18 protein-coding genes are annotated in these 17,969 nt (G+C 61.7%); 11 read left to right on the forward strand and 7 right to left on the reverse strand.

The annotated features are described in order from the left end of the window. Window positions 1-121: 121 nt before the first annotated feature. From dnaA to mutM, 4 genes are all read right to left on the reverse strand, one after another. Window positions 122-1,672, reverse strand: a complete 1,551-nt coding sequence (gene dnaA, locus HGP12_RS23590; protein ID WP_168841237.1) for a chromosomal replication initiator protein DnaA — start codon at window positions 1,670-1,672, stop codon at window positions 122-124. Between the two features lie 873 nt (window positions 1,673-2,545). Further along, the gene (rpsT, locus tag HGP12_RS23595; protein ID WP_132715658.1) at window positions 2,546-2,821 is read right to left on the reverse strand and encodes a 30S ribosomal protein S20; all 276 of its coding nucleotides are present in this window, start codon (window positions 2,819-2,821) and stop codon (window positions 2,546-2,548) included. A gap of 192 nt (window positions 2,822-3,013) precedes the next feature. Next, window positions 3,014-3,787 (reverse strand): enoyl-CoA hydratase, encoded by a 774-nt coding sequence (locus HGP12_RS23600; RefSeq protein ID WP_168841238.1) that lies wholly within the window; start codon window positions 3,785-3,787, stop codon window positions 3,014-3,016. A 33-nt stretch (window positions 3,788-3,820) separates the two neighbouring features. Beyond that, window positions 3,821-4,711 (reverse strand): bifunctional DNA-formamidopyrimidine glycosylase/DNA-(apurinic or apyrimidinic site) lyase, encoded by an 891-nt coding sequence (gene mutM / locus HGP12_RS23605; protein WP_168841239.1) that lies wholly within the window; start codon window positions 4,709-4,711, stop codon window positions 3,821-3,823. 246 nt (window positions 4,712-4,957) lie between these two features. Between mutM and ubiE the strand changes: the two genes are divergently transcribed. From ubiE to HGP12_RS23660, 11 genes are all read left to right on the forward strand, one after another. Continuing rightward, complete coding sequence (ubiE, locus tag HGP12_RS23610) at window positions 4,958-5,734, forward strand: bifunctional demethylmenaquinone methyltransferase/2-methoxy-6-polyprenyl-1,4-benzoquinol methylase UbiE (RefSeq protein ID WP_168841240.1); 777 nt, start codon at window positions 4,958-4,960, stop codon at window positions 5,732-5,734. A gap of 62 nt (window positions 5,735-5,796) precedes the next feature. Beyond that, the gene (gene ubiB / locus HGP12_RS23615; RefSeq protein ID WP_168841241.1) at window positions 5,797-7,371 is read left to right on the forward strand and encodes a 2-polyprenylphenol 6-hydroxylase; all 1,575 of its coding nucleotides are present in this window, start codon (window positions 5,797-5,799) and stop codon (window positions 7,369-7,371) included. A 197-nt stretch (window positions 7,372-7,568) separates the two neighbouring features. Next, complete coding sequence (locus tag HGP12_RS23620; protein ID WP_168841242.1) at window positions 7,569-9,152, forward strand: aromatic amino acid lyase; 1,584 nt, start codon at window positions 7,569-7,571, stop codon at window positions 9,150-9,152. Window positions 9,153-9,205: 53 nt separating this feature from the next. Continuing rightward, window positions 9,206-10,588 carry a dihydroorotase gene (locus tag HGP12_RS23625; RefSeq protein WP_168841243.1) on the forward strand — a complete coding sequence of 461 codons (1,383 nt, stop codon included), beginning with the start codon at window positions 9,206-9,208 and terminating at the stop codon, window positions 10,586-10,588. Continuing rightward, complete coding sequence (locus HGP12_RS23630; RefSeq protein ID WP_168841244.1) at window positions 10,588-11,862, forward strand: Zn-dependent hydrolase; 1,275 nt, start codon at window positions 10,588-10,590, stop codon at window positions 11,860-11,862. The genes HGP12_RS23625 and HGP12_RS23630 overlap by 1 nt, the downstream gene beginning before the upstream one ends. A gap of 3 nt (window positions 11,863-11,865) precedes the next feature. Beyond that, on the forward strand, window positions 11,866-12,966 hold the full coding sequence (locus HGP12_RS23635; RefSeq protein ID WP_168841245.1) for a DUF917 domain-containing protein: 1,101 nt from the start codon (window positions 11,866-11,868) through the stop codon (window positions 12,964-12,966). 18 nt (window positions 12,967-12,984) lie between these two features. Beyond that, on the forward strand, window positions 12,985-13,314 hold the full coding sequence (locus tag HGP12_RS23640; protein WP_168841246.1) for a TfoX/Sxy family protein: 330 nt from the start codon (window positions 12,985-12,987) through the stop codon (window positions 13,312-13,314). Between the two features lie 42 nt (window positions 13,315-13,356). Then, entirely contained in the window at window positions 13,357-15,018 is a 1,662-nt protein-coding gene (locus HGP12_RS23645) for a urocanate hydratase (RefSeq protein ID WP_168841247.1), read from the forward strand. A 126-nt stretch (window positions 15,019-15,144) separates the two neighbouring features. Then, window positions 15,145-15,819, forward strand: a complete 675-nt coding sequence (locus tag HGP12_RS23650) for a spermidine synthase (protein ID WP_168841248.1) — start codon at window positions 15,145-15,147, stop codon at window positions 15,817-15,819. 66 nt (window positions 15,820-15,885) lie between these two features. Beyond that, window positions 15,886-16,128 (forward strand): type II toxin-antitoxin system antitoxin VapB, encoded by a 243-nt coding sequence (locus HGP12_RS23655; protein WP_168841249.1) that lies wholly within the window; start codon window positions 15,886-15,888, stop codon window positions 16,126-16,128. Next, entirely contained in the window at window positions 16,125-16,529 is a 405-nt protein-coding gene (locus HGP12_RS23660; RefSeq protein WP_168841250.1) for a type II toxin-antitoxin system VapC family toxin, read from the forward strand. The genes HGP12_RS23655 and HGP12_RS23660 overlap by 4 nt, the downstream gene beginning before the upstream one ends. Window positions 16,530-16,627: 98 nt before the next feature. Here the strand turns inward: HGP12_RS23660 and HGP12_RS23665 are convergent, their stop codons facing one another. The 3 genes from HGP12_RS23665 to HGP12_RS23675 are packed head-to-tail and all read right to left on the reverse strand — an operon-like array spanning window position 16,628 to window position 17,845. Beyond that, entirely contained in the window at window positions 16,628-17,032 is a 405-nt protein-coding gene (locus tag HGP12_RS23665; RefSeq protein ID WP_168841251.1) for a GFA family protein, read from the reverse strand. Between the two features lie 5 nt (window positions 17,033-17,037). Then, window positions 17,038-17,520: an SRPBCC domain-containing protein gene (locus HGP12_RS23670; RefSeq protein WP_168841252.1), complete on the reverse strand. Its 483-nt coding sequence runs from the start codon at window positions 17,518-17,520 to the stop codon at window positions 17,038-17,040. Continuing rightward, the gene (locus HGP12_RS23675) at window positions 17,504-17,845 is read right to left on the reverse strand and encodes an ArsR/SmtB family transcription factor (protein WP_168841253.1); all 342 of its coding nucleotides are present in this window, start codon (window positions 17,843-17,845) and stop codon (window positions 17,504-17,506) included. Before HGP12_RS23675 ends, HGP12_RS23670 begins: the two co-directional genes overlap by 17 nt. Between the last annotated feature and the right edge of the window lie 124 nt (window positions 17,846-17,969).

Raw genomic sequence — 17,969 nt, forward strand, 5'->3', positions numbered from 1 at the left:
ATTGCTCTAGCGATTCCGGTTGGATTGCGGCCTGCCGCTCGCAGCGGCAGGACAAAGACTTACAAAAGAAACGGCCGGCGGTTAGGCCGGCCGTGAAACACGGAGTGAAGGCTGCCCGCGCCTACTCGTTGATGAGGCGCTTCAGCAGCTCGATTTCATGCGACAGCTTGCTGTCGCCGGAAATCAGTTCCTCGATCTTGCGCACGGCGTGCAGCACGGTCGTATGATCGCGACCACCGAAACGGCGGCCGATTTCCGGGAAGGAACGCGGCGTCAGGGTCTTCGACAGATACATGGCGATCTGGCGCGGCTTGACGATGACGCGCGTGCGGCGGTTCGAAACCAGCTCCTGGCGCGAGACATTATAGTGGCGGGCCACGATGCGCTGGATGTCCTCGATGCGGACGCGGCGCGGCTCACCGGAGCCGACCAGATGTGCCAGCAATTCGTCGACGCGCTCGACCGTCAGGTTCGGCTCGAAGGAGCGGCGGAAGATCAGCTGGTTGAAGGCTCCTTCCAGCTCGCGGCCGCTTGCCGTGACATTACGGGCGACATGCGAAAGAAGCTCGGCCGGGATTTCCAGCGACGGATCGTCCTGACGGGCAGCATCAAGGCGGCGCTTGAGGATCTCAAGGCGCATTTCATAGTCCGGTGCCTCGACTTCGATGGCAACACCGCCCTGCAGGCGCGACCGCACGCGCGGGTCGAGCGATTCCAGCTCCCAGGGCGCGCGATCGGCGGCAACGACGACCTGCTTGGCGCTGTCGAGCAGCATGTTCAAGAGATGGCAGAACTCGTGCTGGATCATCTTGCCCTGCAAGAACTGCATGTCGTCGATGATGAGCAGATCGATATTGCGCAGCGAATCCTTCAGCGTCAGTGCATCATTGTCACGGATCGCGGTGGCGAAGCGCCACATGAAATATTCCGCCGTCAGATAGACGACACGCAGGCCGCGCGGGTTCTGCACGGCGGCATTGGCGATCGCCTGAAGAAGGTGCGTCTTGCCGAGACCGACCGTCGCATGGACGAAGAGCGGGTTGAAGCGCACGGCGCCCGTACCGGCTTCGGCGATGGTCTTTGCAGCAGCAAGGCCGACGCGGTTCGAGCTGCCTTCGACGAAGGTGTCGAAGGTGAAGCGGGAATCGAGCGGAGAGCCAAACAGCGGCGTACCTGCCATTGCGGGCCGCGCGGCAGCAGCCGCATTCACCGCCTGTGCCACTGCATGGCCGGCCGGCTGCGCGGTGGGACGGCGGATCGGCGCCACAGCCGCTTGATCCGGCATCGCGGGCTGCTCGTCGGCGATGGGCTTTATGCCCTGCCGCGTCGCGGTGCGGACCAGAATTTCGACTTTCAGGATCTCGGCATCCTCAGCCTTGAACAGGCCGGTGATCAAATCGAGATAACGATTGTTGATCCACGACTTCAGAAAGGTCGTCGGAACTGTGAGACGAACGACGCTCTTCGATACCGAATGGAGCTTAAGTCGTGCAAACCAGCTGGCGTAGACATCGGGTCCGACCTGGGCCTTCAAGCGCGCGCTGACGCGCTCGAACAGATTATTTTGCGCCACGTCACCCTTTTCCCCCGCCGCCTCTAAGCAAACCGCACCGAACGTCTGCGCATTGTCCCCATTCTCCAATGCGCCCCTCGTCCTCGTATGTATCTGCATTATAATTGCCGCCTTCCACAGTCTCTTATAGGGCGGGAGAGCAATGCACCGCCGCCCCTAGGTTCTTCGCCATAGCATGACAATCGCGCCCGTTGTCCCAAGCCGCGCCGCATACCGGTTCATCAGCCATGCCCGACCAACGGGCACTACAGAAACACTGTGGCGAAAACCGCTCTTGAAGCAGCCTTCGTCTAGGCATCTGCATATGGAGCGTCAATCGGCCCTCGTATTCCGACCGGCTGCCCCGATGGCTGTCAATTTTTCTCCCCTCCCCGCAGCCACGCCACTAACTCAGGCTGCAAAGGACAGACAAGCTTCCTCGTTCCGCAAGCGTTGCAGCTTCCAGCTTTAACTCGTCAACTGTTTGAAAAAACGGAGCTGAACTGCTCCGTCACAAGAGACAAAACCACCCACGCCGCCTAAATGACGGTGTTTGCCGAAGCCGTTTAAGGTGAAATCCGCGCCCCTTGTTGAAATGCATTTAGGCAGGATCACGGGCAGATATCAACGATGAATTTTACACAAAATTAAGAGCCGGCCATTGACTCCGGAGGCCATTTTTGACTGTCACAAGCCCTTCAAAAAAGAATCGCTGTTGAATCAAAGAGATTCCCGACAAACGCGATTCCCACAGCTTTCAAAACAAAAAAAATAAAAAATCCCTTGACTCACTTGTGAGCCGGCAATGCGTCATGCAGATCACCCAGCGCTGAGATATCCTGCTGTAAGCCCTTGTTTTAAAAGGCGTATTTCTGTCACGCCAATGACATGATCGGCCGGTCGTTTTTGGCAATACGGCAATTTTTTGGCCAAACTCAAAAAGCCCGGCACAAGGCCGGGCTCAAGTCTAACGACGGAATCGTTAAGAGAAAGTTACGCGGTCGGGGCCGAAAGGGCCTTCACACGCTTAGCAAGACGCGAAACCTTGCGGGAAGCCGTATTGGCGTGAAGCACGCCCTTCTTTGCCGCGCGAGCCAGTTCCGGCTGGGCAGCGACGAAGGCTGTCTTTGCGCGATCTGCGTCACCCGATGCGATGGCTTCTTCGACCTGGCGAACGAACGTGCGAACGCGCGAGCGACGAGCCTTGTTGACATCGGTGCGGCGGGCGATCTTGCGGGTCGCTTTTTTCGCCGAGGTAGTATTGGCCATGTATGCCTCTCTTAGAATTCGAACAAAACTCCATCGTTGCAGCGCGGGCCCTGCGGCCACCTCATCCAGCAATGCGGGAGCAATTGCGGAAAACCAGAGCGGCTTTCCAAACTGTGGCGGGCATATAGCCGGAATGAGCCCCGGCGTCAACGCGGATTCTCGCCAAACCCGCGCATTTCCGAAATCACGGCCTCACCGGTTCTTGAACTCCGGCTTGCGCTTCTCGATGAAGGCGGCCATGCCTTCCTTCTGGTCCTCCGTGGCGAACAGGCTATGGAACAGGCGGCGCTCGAAGCGCAACCCCTCCTCGAGGGTGGTTTCCAAGGCGCGGTTGACCGCTTCCTTGGCCATGAGCACGGACGGACGGGAATGGGAGGCAATCTTGGCGGCGGCGGCCATTGCCTCGTCCAAGAGCTTGTCGGCCGGCACGACGCGCGCCACCAGGCCCGAACGCTCGGCTTCAGCCGCATCCATCATCCGGCCCGTCAGCACCAGATCCATAGCCTTTGCCCTGCCGATGGCGCGGGTCAGCCGCTGCGAACCGCCCATGCCCGGGATAACGCCGAGGGTGATTTCCGGCTGGCCGAACTTGGCGGTCTCGGCGGCAATGATGAAATCGCACATCATGGCCAGCTCGCAGCCGCCGCCGAGCGCAAAGCCGCCGACAGCCGCGATGACTGGCTTGCGGGCGTTGGCGATATCAGCCCAGCCGCCGAAGAAATCATTCTTGTAGGCGTCGACGAAACCAAGCGACTGCATTTCCTTGATATCGGCACCGGCGGCGAAGGCCTTTTCCGAACCGGTCAGCACGATCGCGCCGATGGCATCATCCTCGTGAAAGGCGGCATAGGCTTGCTTCAGCTCGGTGAGCACGGTGGAATTCAGCGCGTTCAGCGCCTGTGGCCGATTGAGCCTGATAAGGCCGACAGCCCCATGAGTTTCGACGATGAGGGTTTCGTAAGCCATCTGTCTCTCCCTTTAATCAGCTTTGGCCTTCAATCAGCTTTGGCAGGAGGCGCAATAGAAAGAAGAGCGTCCCGCCTGGACGATGCGACTGACCGTACCGCCGCAGCCGGGCGTACCGCAAGGCTGGGCTTCGCGATCATAGACGGAAAAGGAGTGCTGGAAGTAGCCGAGCGATCCGTCCGTCTGGATATGATCGCGCAGCGACGAGCCGCCCGCGGCGATCGCATCGGCAATGACCTCGCGGATGGCCTCGACCAGCGTCAGCAGCGCTTTCGCCGGCTTACCGCTATCGGTGACCAGCGTGCCAGCGGCACGCAGCGGCGACAGATGCGAACGCCAAAGCGCCTCGCATACATATATATTCCCGAGACCGGCGATATTCTTCTGATCCAGCAGCGCGCTCTTCAGCGGCTGCGCCTTGCCGGCAAAGCGCTTAGCCAGATAATCGGCATCGAATTCATTGCCTGTGGGTTCCGGGCCGAGATCGCGGAAGAAGGGATGGCCGGCCATGTCGGCCCGCCTGACGATGTCCATGAAGCCGAAGCGGCGCGGGTCATTATAGATGACACGCGCATCGCCGCTGCCGCCCATCAGATGGAAGACGACATGATCATGCTTTTCGTCCTTCGAACGGGGATGATGGAAAGCTCCGGGCGCCTCGGCCGCAGCGCCCGCCTCGACCCGGAACGAACCGGACATGCCGAGATGGGCGATGATCGTCTTGCCATCGTCGAGATCGATCAGCAGGTATTTGGCGCGGCGCGACAGCGACGTGATGCCGCGCCCCGAAACCATGCGGGCGAAATCGATCGGGAACGGAAAGCGCAGATCGTTGCGGCGCAGCTCCAGCTCCTTCAGAACGGCGCCTTCCATCGAAGGCGCGAGCCCCCGCCTGACGGTTTCGACCTCTGGTAATTCCGGCATGGCTATCCATCTTTATGTTTCAACCGCTTATGATCTGAGCTATAGCCCAAGACATCGCGGCTGGTGATCAGGCTGATGAGATAGCGTGGCAAACGCGATTTCGCTATGGCCCGCCGCTGGATACTGCGTAATTCCTTAAATCGGAGTCGATTTAAGGATTAAATTATGCAGCAGATTTAAAATGCTGCAGCGACCTTTGCGCGTCGCATATGACGCGCGGCGCTGCAGTGTAACGGAGTTGAGCCGATGGCAGAAAGCCGCACCTCCGCCGATGGCGGCATGGAAACATCCTATGGCTTCCGCGAAGTGGCCGATGGCGAAAAGCAGGGCCTCGTCAACGAGGTGTTCCACAAGGTCGCCAAGCGCTACGACGTCATGAACGACGTCATGTCCATGGGCATGCATCGCGCCTGGAAGGACGCGATGATATCGGCGCTCAATCCGCGAAAGGACGCGAGTTACAAGACCCTCGATGTTGCAGGCGGCACGGGTGACATCGCCTTCCGCATCGTCGAGGCCTCGAACCGGCTGGCGCATGCAACCGTGCTCGACATCAACGGCTCTATGCTTGCCGTCGGCGCCGAGCGCGCGGAAAAGAAGAAGCTTTCAGACAACCTCACCTTCGTCGAGGCGAATGCCGAGGAATTGCCTTTCGAGCCGAACTCCTTTGACGCCTATACGATCGCTTTCGGCATCCGCAACGTGCCGCATATCGATGTCGCGCTGAAGGAGGCCTATCGCGTGCTGAAGCGCGGCGGCCGGCTGCTCGTGCTCGAATTCTCCGAAGTCGATCTGCCGCTGCTCGACCGCGTCTACGACGCCTGGTCCTTCAACGCCATTCCAAAGTTCGGCAAGGCGATCACGGGCGAGGCCGAGCCCTATCAGTATCTGGTGGAATCGATCCGCAAGTTCCCGAACCAGCAGGACTTCGCAACGATGATCCGCGAAGCCGGCTTCTCCCGCGTGAGCTTCACCAACTACACCGGCGGCATCGCCGCGCTGCACTCCGGCTGGAAGCTCTGAAGCATGATGTCGAGCCATGCAATGCGGCTGACGGCCTCCGCTCTTCGAGACCTTGAGACGCTATGAGTGCTTTCAGCGCATATTTCGGCCTCGTCCGGGTCGGCTGGGTGCTTGTGCGCGAAGGCGTGGTCATGGCGCTGCCATCGGAGGGATTGCCGCCCTCCATCAGCCTTGCCAAATCCTTCGTCAGTATCTTTGCCCGCAGGAAGGCGAAGAGCCAGGCCCGCAGCGACCGGCTTGCCAAGGCGGTCGAGCGGCTCGGGCCGTCCTATGTGAAGATCGGCCAGTTCCTGGCGACCCGCCCCGATGTCGTCGGCGTCGACATGGCCAATGACTTGTCGCAGCTCCAGGACCGCATGGCCTTCTTTCCGCATGATACGGCGACAGCGGCAATCGAGGCCTCGCTTGGCCGCCGGATCGACGATCTGTACGTGAATTTTGGCGAACCGATCGCCGCCGCCTCGATTGCACAGGTGCATCCGGCCGAAATCGAGACAGCCGAGGGCCGCAAACGCGTTGCCGTCAAGGTGGTCCGGCCGGGCGTTCGTCAGCGTTTTTCAAACGATATCAAGGCGATGTATCTCGTCTCGCGGCTGCAGGAGCGCTTCATGCCCTCCAGCCGCCGCCTTCGGCCGGTGGAGGTGACCAAGACGCTCGAGCAGACCACCAAGGTCGAGATGGATCTGCGGCTGGAGGCGGCAGCCCTCTCGGAAATTGCCGAGAACACCGGGAAGGATCCGGGTTTCCGCGTTCCGAAGGTCGACTGGGAAAGGACTGGGCGCGACGTCATCACCATGGAGTGGATCGACGGCGTGAAAATGTCCGACGTCGAGGGGCTGAAGGCCGCCGGCCACGATCTCAACGTGCTTGCCGACACGCTGATCCAGTCCTTCCTTCGTCACACGCTGCGCGACGGCTTCTTCCATGCCGACATGCATCCCGGCAATCTTTTCGTCGATCCCACCGGCACGATCGTCGCCGTCGACATGGGCATCGTCGGCCGTCTCGGCAGGAAGGAGCGGCGTTTCCTGGCCGAAATCCTCTACGGCTTCATCACCCGCGACTATATTCGCGTGGCCGAGGTGCATTTCGAAGCCGGCTATGTGCCCGCCCATCACAATACCGAGAGTTTTGCACAGGCCATCCGCGCCATCGGCGAGCCGATCCACGGCCAGCCGGCCGAGACGATCTCCATGGGCAAGCTTCTGACGCTGCTCTTCGAAGTGACCGAACTCTTCGATATGGAAACACGGCCTGAACTCGTCATGCTGCAGAAGACCATGGTCGTGGTCGAAGGCGTGTCGCGCATGCTCAATCCACGCTTCAATATGTGGAAGGCTTCGGAACCGGTCGTCGGCGACTGGATCCGCACCAATCTCGGCCCGAAACGGATCATGACGGACCTGCGGGATGGCGTGAAGGCAGCCGTGAAGCTCGCCGAAGCCGTGCCGGAAATCGCCGCCAAGACCGAGAAGTTCCATCACGAACTTCTCGCCATGAGCGAAAACGGCCTGCGTTTCGACCCACAGACCGCCGAGGCAATCGGCAAGGCCGAGGCCAAGCACAGCCGCTCCGGCCGTTTCGCATTGTGGGTGATCGCGCTGACGCTGCTCTATATCGCCTGGCATCTAAGCTGATCGGCGAAGGACTCCTTCCCTTCTCTGTCCGCTCTTTGCCTCTCCGAGCCTATATATACGTGCAAACACAGAGTTGCGCGTCGGCCTGACTCGTCCGAGAATTCATCGGCACGCGCACCTATCGAGGTGTTCGCCATTTGGGATATCCCATTGGCGACAAGGCTCGCATAGCCTTGCGAAAAAGGAGAACAACGGACATGGAGCATCGGAAAGCCGGCATCGAACTCAGCGGCCAACCCTTAGGCTTCAGCGATCTGGTGCGGATCGGCTCGGGCAGCGTGGTGCCCTCGGCTTCGGAAAGCGGCATGGCCCGGGTGCGGCTCGCGCGCGGCGTTCTTGAAAGCACGATCCAATCCGGCATGCCGGTCTATGGCTCCACCACCGGCGTCGGCGCCATGAAGGATGTGGAGTGGTCGCCGGAAGATCTCGATACCTTCAATCTCGGGCTCGTGCGCGCCCATCATTTCGGCACGGGCGCGCCTTTCTCCATGTCGGTCGTTCGCAATGCGATGGCGATCCGGATCAATACCGCGCTCACCGGCAAGGTCGGATGCTCGCAGGAGCTGATAGATGCCTATCTGCAGCTGCTCGGTGCCGATGTCATTCCCGTCGTTCGGCGCACCGGCTCGATCGGCTGTGCCGATATCGGTCTGATGGGCCAGATCGGCGCGGTTCTGACCGGCGTCGGCGAAGCGGTCTATCGCGGCCGACGGATGCAGGCGGCCGATGCCTTCGATGCCGCGGGGATTATGCCGGTCAGGATGCTGCCACGCGACAGCCTGGCCTCGCTCAGCGTCAATGCCGTCAGTTTCGCGGCTGCGGCCGAGACGACCCGCAACGCCGCCTCCTCGATCCGCGTGCTGCTCGCCACCGGCATGATGGCTTCGGGTGCGCTTGGGGCATCGCGCGATCCTTGGATATCCGTGCGCCATGTCGGTACGGCGCGGGAAGCGCTGATCGGCGCCTGGCTCTGCAACGCCTCGGACGAATGGCCATGGCCGGTCGCCACCCATGTGCAGGACCCCTTGAGCTTGCGCATGATCGCCCAGGTCTTCGGCGCCGTCATTGAGAACCTGCTGACCGCCGGCCACAAGATTCTCGCCGCCACCGGCCGTTCCGACGACAATCCCGTCATCGTCGACGGACGCGTCATGACGTCAGGCGGCTCGCTGCCGCTCGACGTCACCATCCTGCTCGAAGGCGCGCTCATCTGCATGGCCCATGCCGCGCGCAATGCCTTCAATCGCTGTGTCCTGCTCGGCAACGGCCAACGGCGCGGCCTGCCGGTCAATCTCGTGCCGGAAGGTCGGATCGCGACAGGCTTCGGCCCGATCATCAAGCTCGCCGGCGAGATCTTCTCACGCGTTCTTTCCATGTCCAATCCGGTCTCGGCGCAGTCGCTCGTCGTGGCGGCCGGCATGGAGGACGAGGCTGCCTTCCTGCCGCTGGTCATCGAACGCTTCGAACGGCAGATGCGGGCGCTAAAGCGCCTGGCCGCTCTGGAAGCGCTGCTTTCGGCACAGGCGATGGACATTCTCGGCGATAAGCCGGAGGGCGTGGCGCGCATGCTCTACGAGGTCGTGCGCAAGCATGCGGATTTCTATGTGGTCGACCGTCCCCTCTCGGCCGAAGTCGAAGCGATCGAGGAGGAACTGGCCTCCGAGGCCTTCGTTTCGGAAATGATCGCCCACAAGCCGATCCTCGCCTATGATGATTTCTTCGCGCTGGGCTCGCTGGAGCGGGTCGAAGAGCGGCTTTATCACGACACCGTTGCCATCTGAGCCAACCGACTGAACCAACCGACTGAACCAACCGACCGGCGGAGAGAATGCACATGGCCGATTTCGATCTTGTCCTGCAAGGCACCGTGGTTTTGCCTGATCGTATCGTGGAAGCCGGCTACGTCGCCGTTCGCGACGGCAAGATCGCCGAGATCGGCATTGGCGTGCCGCCGCAAGCACGCGAGCGGCATCTGCTCGGCAAGGCACTGATCCTGCCCGGCGCGATCGACGCGCAGGTCCATTCCCTCTCGCAGAAGGATCAGGAGGATTTCATCTGGTCGACCCGCTCGGCGGCGGCCGGCGGCGTCACCACCATTGTCGATATGCCCTATGACGAAGGCAATCTCGTCTGCTCGGCAGCGGCGGTGAAGAGGAAGATCGATCATGCCGCGCCACAATCGCGTGTCGACTTTGCTCTCTATGGTACGGTCGATCCGGAAGAAGGCCCGGCGCGCATTGCCGAGATGGTCGAGGCCGGCGTTTCCGCCTTCAAGTTCTCCACCTTCGGCACCGATCCGAAACGCTTTCCACGCATCCCGCCCGCCCTGCTCGATGCCTGCTTTGCCGCGATCGCCCCGACTGGCCTCACCGCCGGCGTCCACAACGAGGATGACGAAGCGGTCCGCACCTATATGGAGCAGGTGAAGGCGAGCGGCGTCACAGACTATCGCGCCCACGGCCTTTCCCGCCCACCGATATCAGAGCTGCTCGCCATGCACACAATCTTCGAGACGGGTGCGGATACCGGCTGTCCGGCGCACGTCGTGCATTGCTCGCTCGGCCGCGGCTATGACATCGCCCGCGCCTATCGCCGCGACGGCTTCGAAGCCACGGTCGAATGCTGCATCCATTATCTGACGCTCGACGAAGAAAGCGATGTGCGGCGCCTCGGCGGCAAGGCGAAAATCAATCCGCCCATCCGCCCGCGCGCCGAAGTGGAAACCTTGTGGCGCAAGGTGGCGGAAGGCAATGTCTGGCTGGTCTCGACCGACCATGTCAGCTGGTCGGAAAACCGCAAGACCAATCCGGATATGCTGGCAAACGCATCCGGCGTACCGGGACTGGAGGTCATGGTGCCGCTCTTCGTCAAGGGTGCTCTGGAACGCGGCGTGCCGCTGACCTGGGCGGCAAAGCTGATGGCCGAAAACCCGGCTAAGCATTTCTGCCTTGATCATGTCAAGGGCGCGCTGACGCCGGGCAAGGACGCCGATATCGTCGTGCTGGAACCGCGCGAAACGGTCTATGACGCCGCCGCAAGCGGCAATAACGTCGTCGGCTGGAGCCCCTATAATGGCATCCGCCTGCCCTGGACGGTGTCCGCCGCCTATCTGAGAGGCAAACAAATTACCGAGGGACAGAAGGTGCTGGCCGAACCCGGCTCCGGCAGTTTCGTCCGCCCCCTGCCTCGCCAAATTCTTGCCGGAGATGCTGCCTGATGTCCGACGCCAAGCGCCACAACCTGCCCGTCAACGCCGACCGTATCGCCGAGGATATCGATGCGCTGGCAGGGATCACCGACCCCGGCCACCCCTGGACGCGCCGTGCCTTCTCGCCGCTCTTCCTGGAAGGACGCGCCTATATCGACGCACGGATGAAGGCGGCTGGACTTGAGACGCGGATCGACGCTGCCGGCAATCTGATCGGCCGGCGCGCGGGCACAAAGCCCGGCCTCGGCACCATCCTTGTCGGCTCGCATTCCGATACCGTTCCCGACGGCGGCCGCTTTGATGGCATCGCCGGTACGATCGCGGCGCTCGAAGTGGCGCGCTCCTTGAAGGATCGCGGCATCGAGCTCGACCATGATCTGGAGATCGTCGATTTCCTGGCCGAGGAAGTTAGCATCTTCGGCGTTTCCTGCATCGGCAGCCGCGGCATGACCGGGCAGATCCCCGAGGCGTGGCTCTCCCGCGTGAGCGGCGACCGCACGTTATCGCAGGGCATTGCCGAAGTCGGCGGTGATCCCGCCGTGCTGCTCTCCCAGAAGCGTCCAGATCTTGCCGGTTTCCTGGAGCTGCATATCGAACAGGGTCCGGTGCTGGAAGCCGAGAACAAGGATATCGGCATCGTCACCGCGATCGCCGGCATCACCCGCATCGAAATCACTGTGGAAGGCCGCGCCGATCATGCCGGCACGACGCCGATGGATCGCCGCGCGGATGCGCTCGTGGCAGCTTCGCAGCTCGTACTTGATATCAGGAGCCGCGCGGCCGAACAGGCAAAGACGCCGGGTCATTTTGCCGCGACGGTCGGCGAATTCCGTATCGAGCCGAACGCGGCCAATGTCGTGCCCTCGAAGGTCGTGCTGCTGATCGACGGACGAGCCGAAATCCGCAGCGACATGGAAGATTTCCTCGCCTGGATCGACGGCGAGGTGAAGACCATCGCCGCCGATTATGGCGTCACGATCAACCCGCCGCTGCGCGTCTCCGACAATATGCCGACGCCGGGCACTCCGGCGCTGCTCGAAACGCTCGAGCGCGCCTGCGATACGGTTGGTGCAAAGCATCGCCGCATGGCCTCCGGCGCCGGCCACGACACGGCCTGGATCGCCAAGGTTGCGCCTGCCGCCATGATCTTCGTGCCCTGCAAGGAAGGCCGCAGCCATTGCGCCGAGGAATGGGCCGAGAATGACGACATCGCCATGGGCGCCGCCGTTCTTTTCGAAGCGGTGCGCGACATGGACAAGAACCTCAAACAGAACCGGGAGTAGCCGATGGGACGCGTACTCGTTGCCAAGGATGTGGAAGCGGCCGTCAAGGGCGGCTCGGTTTATGCCGCCGGCGGTGGCGGCTGGGCCGATCACGGCCGCATGCTCGGCTATGCGGCCGTCAATGTCGGCAAGCCGGAGCTGGTGTCGATCGACGAGCTTAACGACAACGACTGGATCGCGACGGCCGCCGCCATCGGCGCGCCGGCCTCCACGACCCCCTGGGAAATGCAGGGCATTGATTACGTCAAGGCCGCACAACTGCTGCAGGACGAACTCGGGGAGAAGCTTTCCGGCCTGATCATCGGCCAGAACGGCAAGTCCTCGACGCTGAACGGCTGGCTGCCATCGGCCATCCTCGGAACGAAGGTCGTGGACGCGGTCGGCGATATCCGCGCTCATCCCACGGGCGACATGGGTTCGATCGGCATGGCGAGCTCACCCGAGCAGATGATCCAGACCGCCGTCGGCGGCAATCGCGCCGAGAACCGCTATATCGAGCTGGTCGTCAAGGGCGCGACGGCGAAGATCTCGCCGATCCTGCGCGCGGCATCCGACCAGTCCGGCGGCTTCATCGCTTCCTGCCGCAATCCGCTGCGGGCTTCCTATGTCCGTACGCATGCGGCGCTCGGCGGCATTTCGATGGCGCTTTCCCTCGGCGAAGCCATCATCGAAGCGGAAAAGAAAGGCGGCAGCGCCGTCATCGACGCCATCTGCAGGACCACCGGCGGCCATATCCTGGCCGAGGGTACGATCACCAGGAAGGATGTCGTCTACACGAAGGAAGCCTTCGACATCGGCACCGTCACGGTCGGCAGCGGCGACAAGACCGTGGTCATGCACGTGATGAACGAATACATGGCCGTCGAGGATGCCGACGGCAAACGGCTCGCGACCTTCCCCTCCGTCATCACGACGCTATCGCCGGAAGGCGAGCCCTTGAGCGTCGGCCAGCTGCACGAGGGCATGAAGGTTTTCATCCTGCATGTGCCGATGGGTATCATTCCGTTGTCTGCCAGCGTGCTCGACCCCACAGTCTATCCCTCCGTCGAAAAGGCCATGGGGATCGAGATCGCGAAATACGCTCTGGCCGGCAAGAAAGGCTGAGAAGTTCGGGAGGCGCAGATGGCGCGTGACGCAGGTCTCGAAGAATTGCTGAGAGAAGAGCTCGGGCACCGGCCCGGGCTCAGCGAGAAAACGATGTTCGGCGGCTGGGCCTTTCTGCTCAACGGCCACCTGCTTTGCGGCGCTCGCGAGGACGGGATGCTGGTCCGCCTCGGCAAGGGCAATGATACCTGGGCGCTGGAGCAGCCTGATATCAAACCCATGCTGTCACGCGGCCGCGAAATGCAGGGATGGGTGCGCGCCGGGCCGGAAGCCTATGGCAACGACATGCTGCGCAAGCGCCTGCTTTTGGCCGCGCTGGACTTCGTCGAAGGCCTGCCGCCGAAATAGCCGGGCCGCCGAAACAACAATGAAAACAGGGAAGGGAAATCCATGCCGAAAGCCAATCCACGTCACCCGAAATTCCCCATTCCCGGTGGTCCGGAACTGCGTGCCAAGGGCTGGCGGCAGGAGGCCCTGTTGCGCCTGCTCGAAAACGTGCTCTCGGTCGGCGAAGATCCGGATAATCTCGTCGTCTACGCAGCCCTCGGCAAGGCGGCGCGCAACTGGGCGGCGCACAAGGGCATCGTGAAGGCGCTGACCGAGATGGATGAGAACCAAACCCTGCTCATCCAATCAGGCAAGCCGATCGGCCTCATCCGTACGCATGACAAGGCACCGCTCGTCATCATGGCGAATTGCAACATCGTCGGGCAATGGGCGAAGGCCGAGGTGTTCTACGAGCTGCAGCGCAAGGGCCTGATCTGCTGGGGCGGTCTGACAGCCGGCGCCTGGCAATATATCGGCAGCCAGGGCGTCATCCAGGGTACCTACGAAATCTTCATGCGCATCGCGGAGCGCCGCTTCGACGGCGATCTCTTCGGCCGTTTCGTCCTGACGGCCGGCCTCGGCGGCATGGGCGGCGCGCAACCGCTCGCCGGCCGCATGGCGGGTGCTGCGATCCTCTGCGTCGACATCGATGCGGAGCGCGCCCGAAAGCGTCAGGAAATCGGCTATCTGCAGGAAATCGCGCCCGATCTCGATTCCGCTTTGGCGATGATCGACGCTGCGGTCAAGGAAAAGCGGGCGCTTTCCGTCGGCCTCGTCGGCAATGCGGCCGAGATCTACCCTGAGATCGCGCGGCGCGGCATTGTGCCCGATATCGTCACCGACCAGACCTCGGCCCACGACCTCGTCTATGGTTATGTGCCGAAGGGCATGACCGTGCAGCAGGTTAGGGATCTCCGCGACGACGGCCAGGGTCAGCTCATGGCGGCAAGCCGCGCTTCGATCGTCGAACATGTGAAGGCCATGCTGGACTTCCAGAAAAAAGGCTCCGAAGTCTTTGACAACGGCAATCTGATCCGCACCCAGGCGAAGGAAGGCGGCGTTGCCAACGCCTTCGATATCCCGATCTTCACCGAAGCCTATCTGCGGCCGCTCTTCTGCCGCGCCATCGGCCCGTTCCGCTGGATGGCGCTTTCGGGCGAGGAGAGCGATATCGCCCGCATCGACGATCTGCTGCTCGAAATGTTCCCGGACAACAAGATCATCACCAACTGGATCAAGCTTGCCCGTCAGCATGTGCCCTTCGAAGGGCTGCCGGCGCGTATCGCATGGCTCGGCCATGGCGAGCGCACGGCGCTTGCCCGGCGCGTCAACGAACTTGTGGCAAGCGGCGAGCTCAAGGGGCCGATCGCCTTTTCGCGCGACCATCTCGACGCCGGCGCGATGGCGCATCCGAACATCATGACCGAAGGCATGAAGGACGGCTCCGACGCCATCGCCGACTGGCCGCTGATCGACGCGATGATGCTCTGCTCGTCCATGGCCGATCTCGTCGTCGTCCATTCCGGCGGCGGCGGCTATGCCGGCTACATGACGAGCTGCGGCGTCACCGTGGTCGCCGACGGCACGCCCCCCGCCGACGAGCGGCTCGATCACGCGCTGACCAACGACACGGCGCTCGGCGTCATGCGCTATGCCGATGCCGGGTATGAGGAAGCACTGGACGAAGTCGCGAAAAAGGATGTGCCCTATATCCGTCTGGGATAGGCGCATCTGTTCTTACCCGCTTTGAAAGACTATGGTCCCGCGCAATTCGAAACGATCTATCTTACATGCAATTCCAGGCGGAAGACCGCAGCGCATTTTTCCTGGAATTGCTTTGGAGAGTTGCCTGTGATCCCCTGGACCCTGCTCGACACTGCGAAAATCCCTGGCGGCGGCGAGCTGCGGCTGAAGCAGCGCGGCCAGGAATTCTCGATCATGCTCGGCACCAACGAGCTGATGAACAGCCGCCTGAGCGGCTCCGAGCGGGCACTAGCCACGCTTTCCTGCGAGAAGATCAAGGGCCGGAAGGCGCCGCACATATTGATCGGCGGCCTGGGCATGGGCTTTACCCTGCGGGCGGCACTCGGAGAACTCGATGCAGACGCCAAAGTCACGGTCGCAGAACTGGTTCCGGCAGTCGTTTCATGGGCACGCGGGCCGATGGCAGCGGTCTTCGACGGCTGCCTCGACGACCCGCGCGTCGCCATTCACGAGGGCGATGTGCGGCCGCTGATCCGCGCCAGCAAGGCGACTTACGACGCCATCCTGCTCGATGTCGACAACGGCCCCGACGGTATCACCTCCGAAGCCAACGATGGCCTCTACGACTATCCAGGCCTGAAGGCGGCTCGCGATGCGTTGCGCCCGGGCGGCGTGCTAGCGGTCTGGTCTTCTGGCCCTGACGAACGCTTTACAAGGCGGCTGCGCGACAGCGGTTTTGCCGCCGAGATGGTCAATACGCGCGCCAATGGCAAGAGCGGCGCGCGCCACGTCATTTGGCTGGCGACAAAGGCGGCCTCATGACATCCTCGAATTGAAATCACACTGCAGTTGCTATATATCAATGTCATATCTCAAAGGAGTTATGGCATGGACACCGCAAAAATCTTCTGGTCCGGCCGCTCGCAGGCCGTGCGCTTGCCGAAGGAATTCCGCTTCGACGGCGAAGAAGTGCGCATCCGACGGCAGGGAAAAGCAATCATTCTGGAGCCGATCGCCGAAGATTGGGATTGGCTGGAAGCCGTGACAGGATCGGTCGATCAGGATTTCGTGGAAGCGACCGAGGAAGAGCCGGCTGAGCAGCAACGCCCCGAACTGGATATCTTCAAGTGAAGTATCTGCTCGATAGCAATGCCGTCATCGCTCTGATGAAAGGGCATCCCGGCTTCGTGAGCGAACTTCGCAGACATAAGCCGCAGGATTTCGCCATTCCGGCCATCGTCGCGCACGAGCTGTTTTATGGTGCCTATAAGGGTCAGCGTGTTGCCGAGAACCTTGCGCGAGTCGATGGCTTGCAGTTCGAGACACTGGATTTCGATAGGGAAGATGCCCGGATAGCCGGCGAAATCCGGGCAAGCCTTGCTTCCCTCGGCACGCCGATCGGCGCCTATGACGTTTTGATCGCGGGCCAGGCAGTCGCCCGCGATCTCATCCTGATAACGCATAACGTCAGGGAATTTGAGCGCGTTCACAAGCTACGTTTCGAGGACTGGGAGTCCTCGCCGAGCGGCTAGAGTGGTTCAGCTTTTCACGGAATCGCAGGACCGCTCCAGCTCTTTGTTGTCTCGCAATTCCGGACGGAAAACCGCTGCGCACTTTTCCTGGAATTGCTCTAAAGATAGCGCGTTTCCTCCGGCGCGCGATCGAAACGATCGTCGCGGCCGTCGAAATATCCCACAGGAAGGGCGGCTAATTCCTCATCGGTGGTGTCGTCGAGACAGCTTATGCTGATCGCATAGAACTTGCCGCCGAGTGCGGGATTTTCACCCCAGTTGAAGGAGCTGATGCCGCAAGTCTTGCAGAAGAGATGATGCAGGATGCGCGGGCCGAACTGGTATTCGCCGATGTTGTCATCGCCCGAGGTCAGGCGGAAATCGGCCGGTGTTGCCACCGCCAGCCAATTGCGCTTCTTCTTGCAGATCGAGCAATTGCATTTGAAGGTGCCACCCTGCAGATCGAGATCGGCCTCGTAGCTGACGGCGCCGCAATGGCAACTTCCATGATAGGTCTTCTTCATCACTCTCATCCTTCCCTTGAGGTGGCTTCTGCGTAGGCGGTATATTTGTCGAGAGCCTGCTCCCAGCCGCCGGTCTGCAGCTTCAGTTCGGTATCATCGGGCAGCTCGACCTTGCGGAAGACGAGGCGCGTCTTCTCGCCAAGCTCATGAAATTCCAAGGTAACCTGCATGGAGTGACCGGGCTTGCCGTCCTGATTTTCCCAGGCGAAGGTGAAGACGAGACGCTCGGGCGGAACGATCTCCAGATAGCGGCCGCGGCTCCAATATTCCCTGCCCTCCGGCGTCAGAATGCAGTGCCGCCAGGCACCACCTTCCCGCAGATCGACGGAGACGGATGACGCCGTCATGTTCTGCGGCCCCCACCAGCGCATCAGATGTTCCGGCTCCGTCCAGAGGCGAAACAGCAGGGCGCGCGGCGCGGCAATGTCGCGGGTCAGCACGATCTCGCGCGGCGGGCGCATGCTGCCGCCCTCATGTGCTGGGGTCATCCGCTCCTCCCTTTTGCAATAGTGCCGCATAGGCTTCGAGGCGATCGAGATTGTCGTTCCAGAACTGGCGATAGCTCTCCAGCCAGTCATCCACCTGCCGGAGTGGCTTGGGCTCCAACCGACAAGGGCGCCACTGCGCCTCCCTGCCCTTCGAGATCAGGCCAGCTTTTTCCAGCACCTTCAGATGCTTGGACACGGCGACCAGCGACATGTCGAAAGGCTCGGCCAGTTCAGAGACGGACGCCTCGCCACTCGCCAGGCGCGCCAGGATCGCCCGGCGTGTCGGATCGGCAAGGGCCGAAAGGGTCATGCTTAATGTGTCCATGCCGCCTGATAAACCAGAAAGTTAATTAACTTAATGGTTTAATATAGGTCGAAAATTCGGGAGTCAAGCAGCCGCGTTCAGAGGCGGACCTCATAAGGAGCAATCCGTATAGGGGGCGGTGTGA

It is taken from the genome of Rhizobium sp. P28RR-XV (assembly GCF_012641385.1).
Classification (GTDB): Bacteria; Pseudomonadota; Alphaproteobacteria; order Rhizobiales; family Rhizobiaceae; genus Rhizobium.

Bases quoted from the DNA above. Each gene is read 5' to 3' on its own strand.
- dnaA (WP_168841237.1), bottom strand. From the start codon at position 1,672: ATGCAGATACATACGAGGACGAGGGGCGCATTGGAGAATGGGGACAAT.
- rpsT (WP_132715658.1), bottom strand. From the start codon at position 2,821: ATGGCCAATACTACCTCGGCGAAAAAAGCGACCCGCAAGATCGCCCGC.
- HGP12_RS23600 (WP_168841238.1), bottom strand. From the start codon at position 3,787: ATGGCTTACGAAACCCTCATCGTCGAAACTCATGGGGCTGTCGGCCTT.
- mutM (WP_168841239.1), bottom strand. From the start codon at position 4,711: ATGCCGGAATTACCAGAGGTCGAAACCGTCAGGCGGGGGCTCGCGCCT.
- ubiE (WP_168841240.1), top strand. From the start codon at position 4,958: ATGGCAGAAAGCCGCACCTCCGCCGATGGCGGCATGGAAACATCCTAT.
- ubiB (WP_168841241.1), top strand. From the start codon at position 5,797: ATGAGTGCTTTCAGCGCATATTTCGGCCTCGTCCGGGTCGGCTGGGTG.
- HGP12_RS23620 (WP_168841242.1), top strand. From the start codon at position 7,569: ATGGAGCATCGGAAAGCCGGCATCGAACTCAGCGGCCAACCCTTAGGC.
- HGP12_RS23625 (WP_168841243.1), top strand. From the start codon at position 9,206: ATGGCCGATTTCGATCTTGTCCTGCAAGGCACCGTGGTTTTGCCTGAT.
- HGP12_RS23630 (WP_168841244.1), top strand. From the start codon at position 10,588: ATGTCCGACGCCAAGCGCCACAACCTGCCCGTCAACGCCGACCGTATC.
- HGP12_RS23635 (WP_168841245.1), top strand. From the start codon at position 11,866: ATGGGACGCGTACTCGTTGCCAAGGATGTGGAAGCGGCCGTCAAGGGC.
- HGP12_RS23640 (WP_168841246.1), top strand. From the start codon at position 12,985: ATGGCGCGTGACGCAGGTCTCGAAGAATTGCTGAGAGAAGAGCTCGGG.
- HGP12_RS23645 (WP_168841247.1), top strand. From the start codon at position 13,357: ATGCCGAAAGCCAATCCACGTCACCCGAAATTCCCCATTCCCGGTGGT.
- HGP12_RS23655 (WP_168841249.1), top strand. From the start codon at position 15,886: ATGGACACCGCAAAAATCTTCTGGTCCGGCCGCTCGCAGGCCGTGCGC.
- HGP12_RS23665 (WP_168841251.1), bottom strand. From the start codon at position 17,032: ATGAAGAAGACCTATCATGGAAGTTGCCATTGCGGCGCCGTCAGCTAC.
- HGP12_RS23670 (WP_168841252.1), bottom strand. From the start codon at position 17,520: ATGACCCCAGCACATGAGGGCGGCAGCATGCGCCCGCCGCGCGAGATC.
- HGP12_RS23675 (WP_168841253.1), bottom strand. From the start codon at position 17,845: ATGGACACATTAAGCATGACCCTTTCGGCCCTTGCCGATCCGACACGC.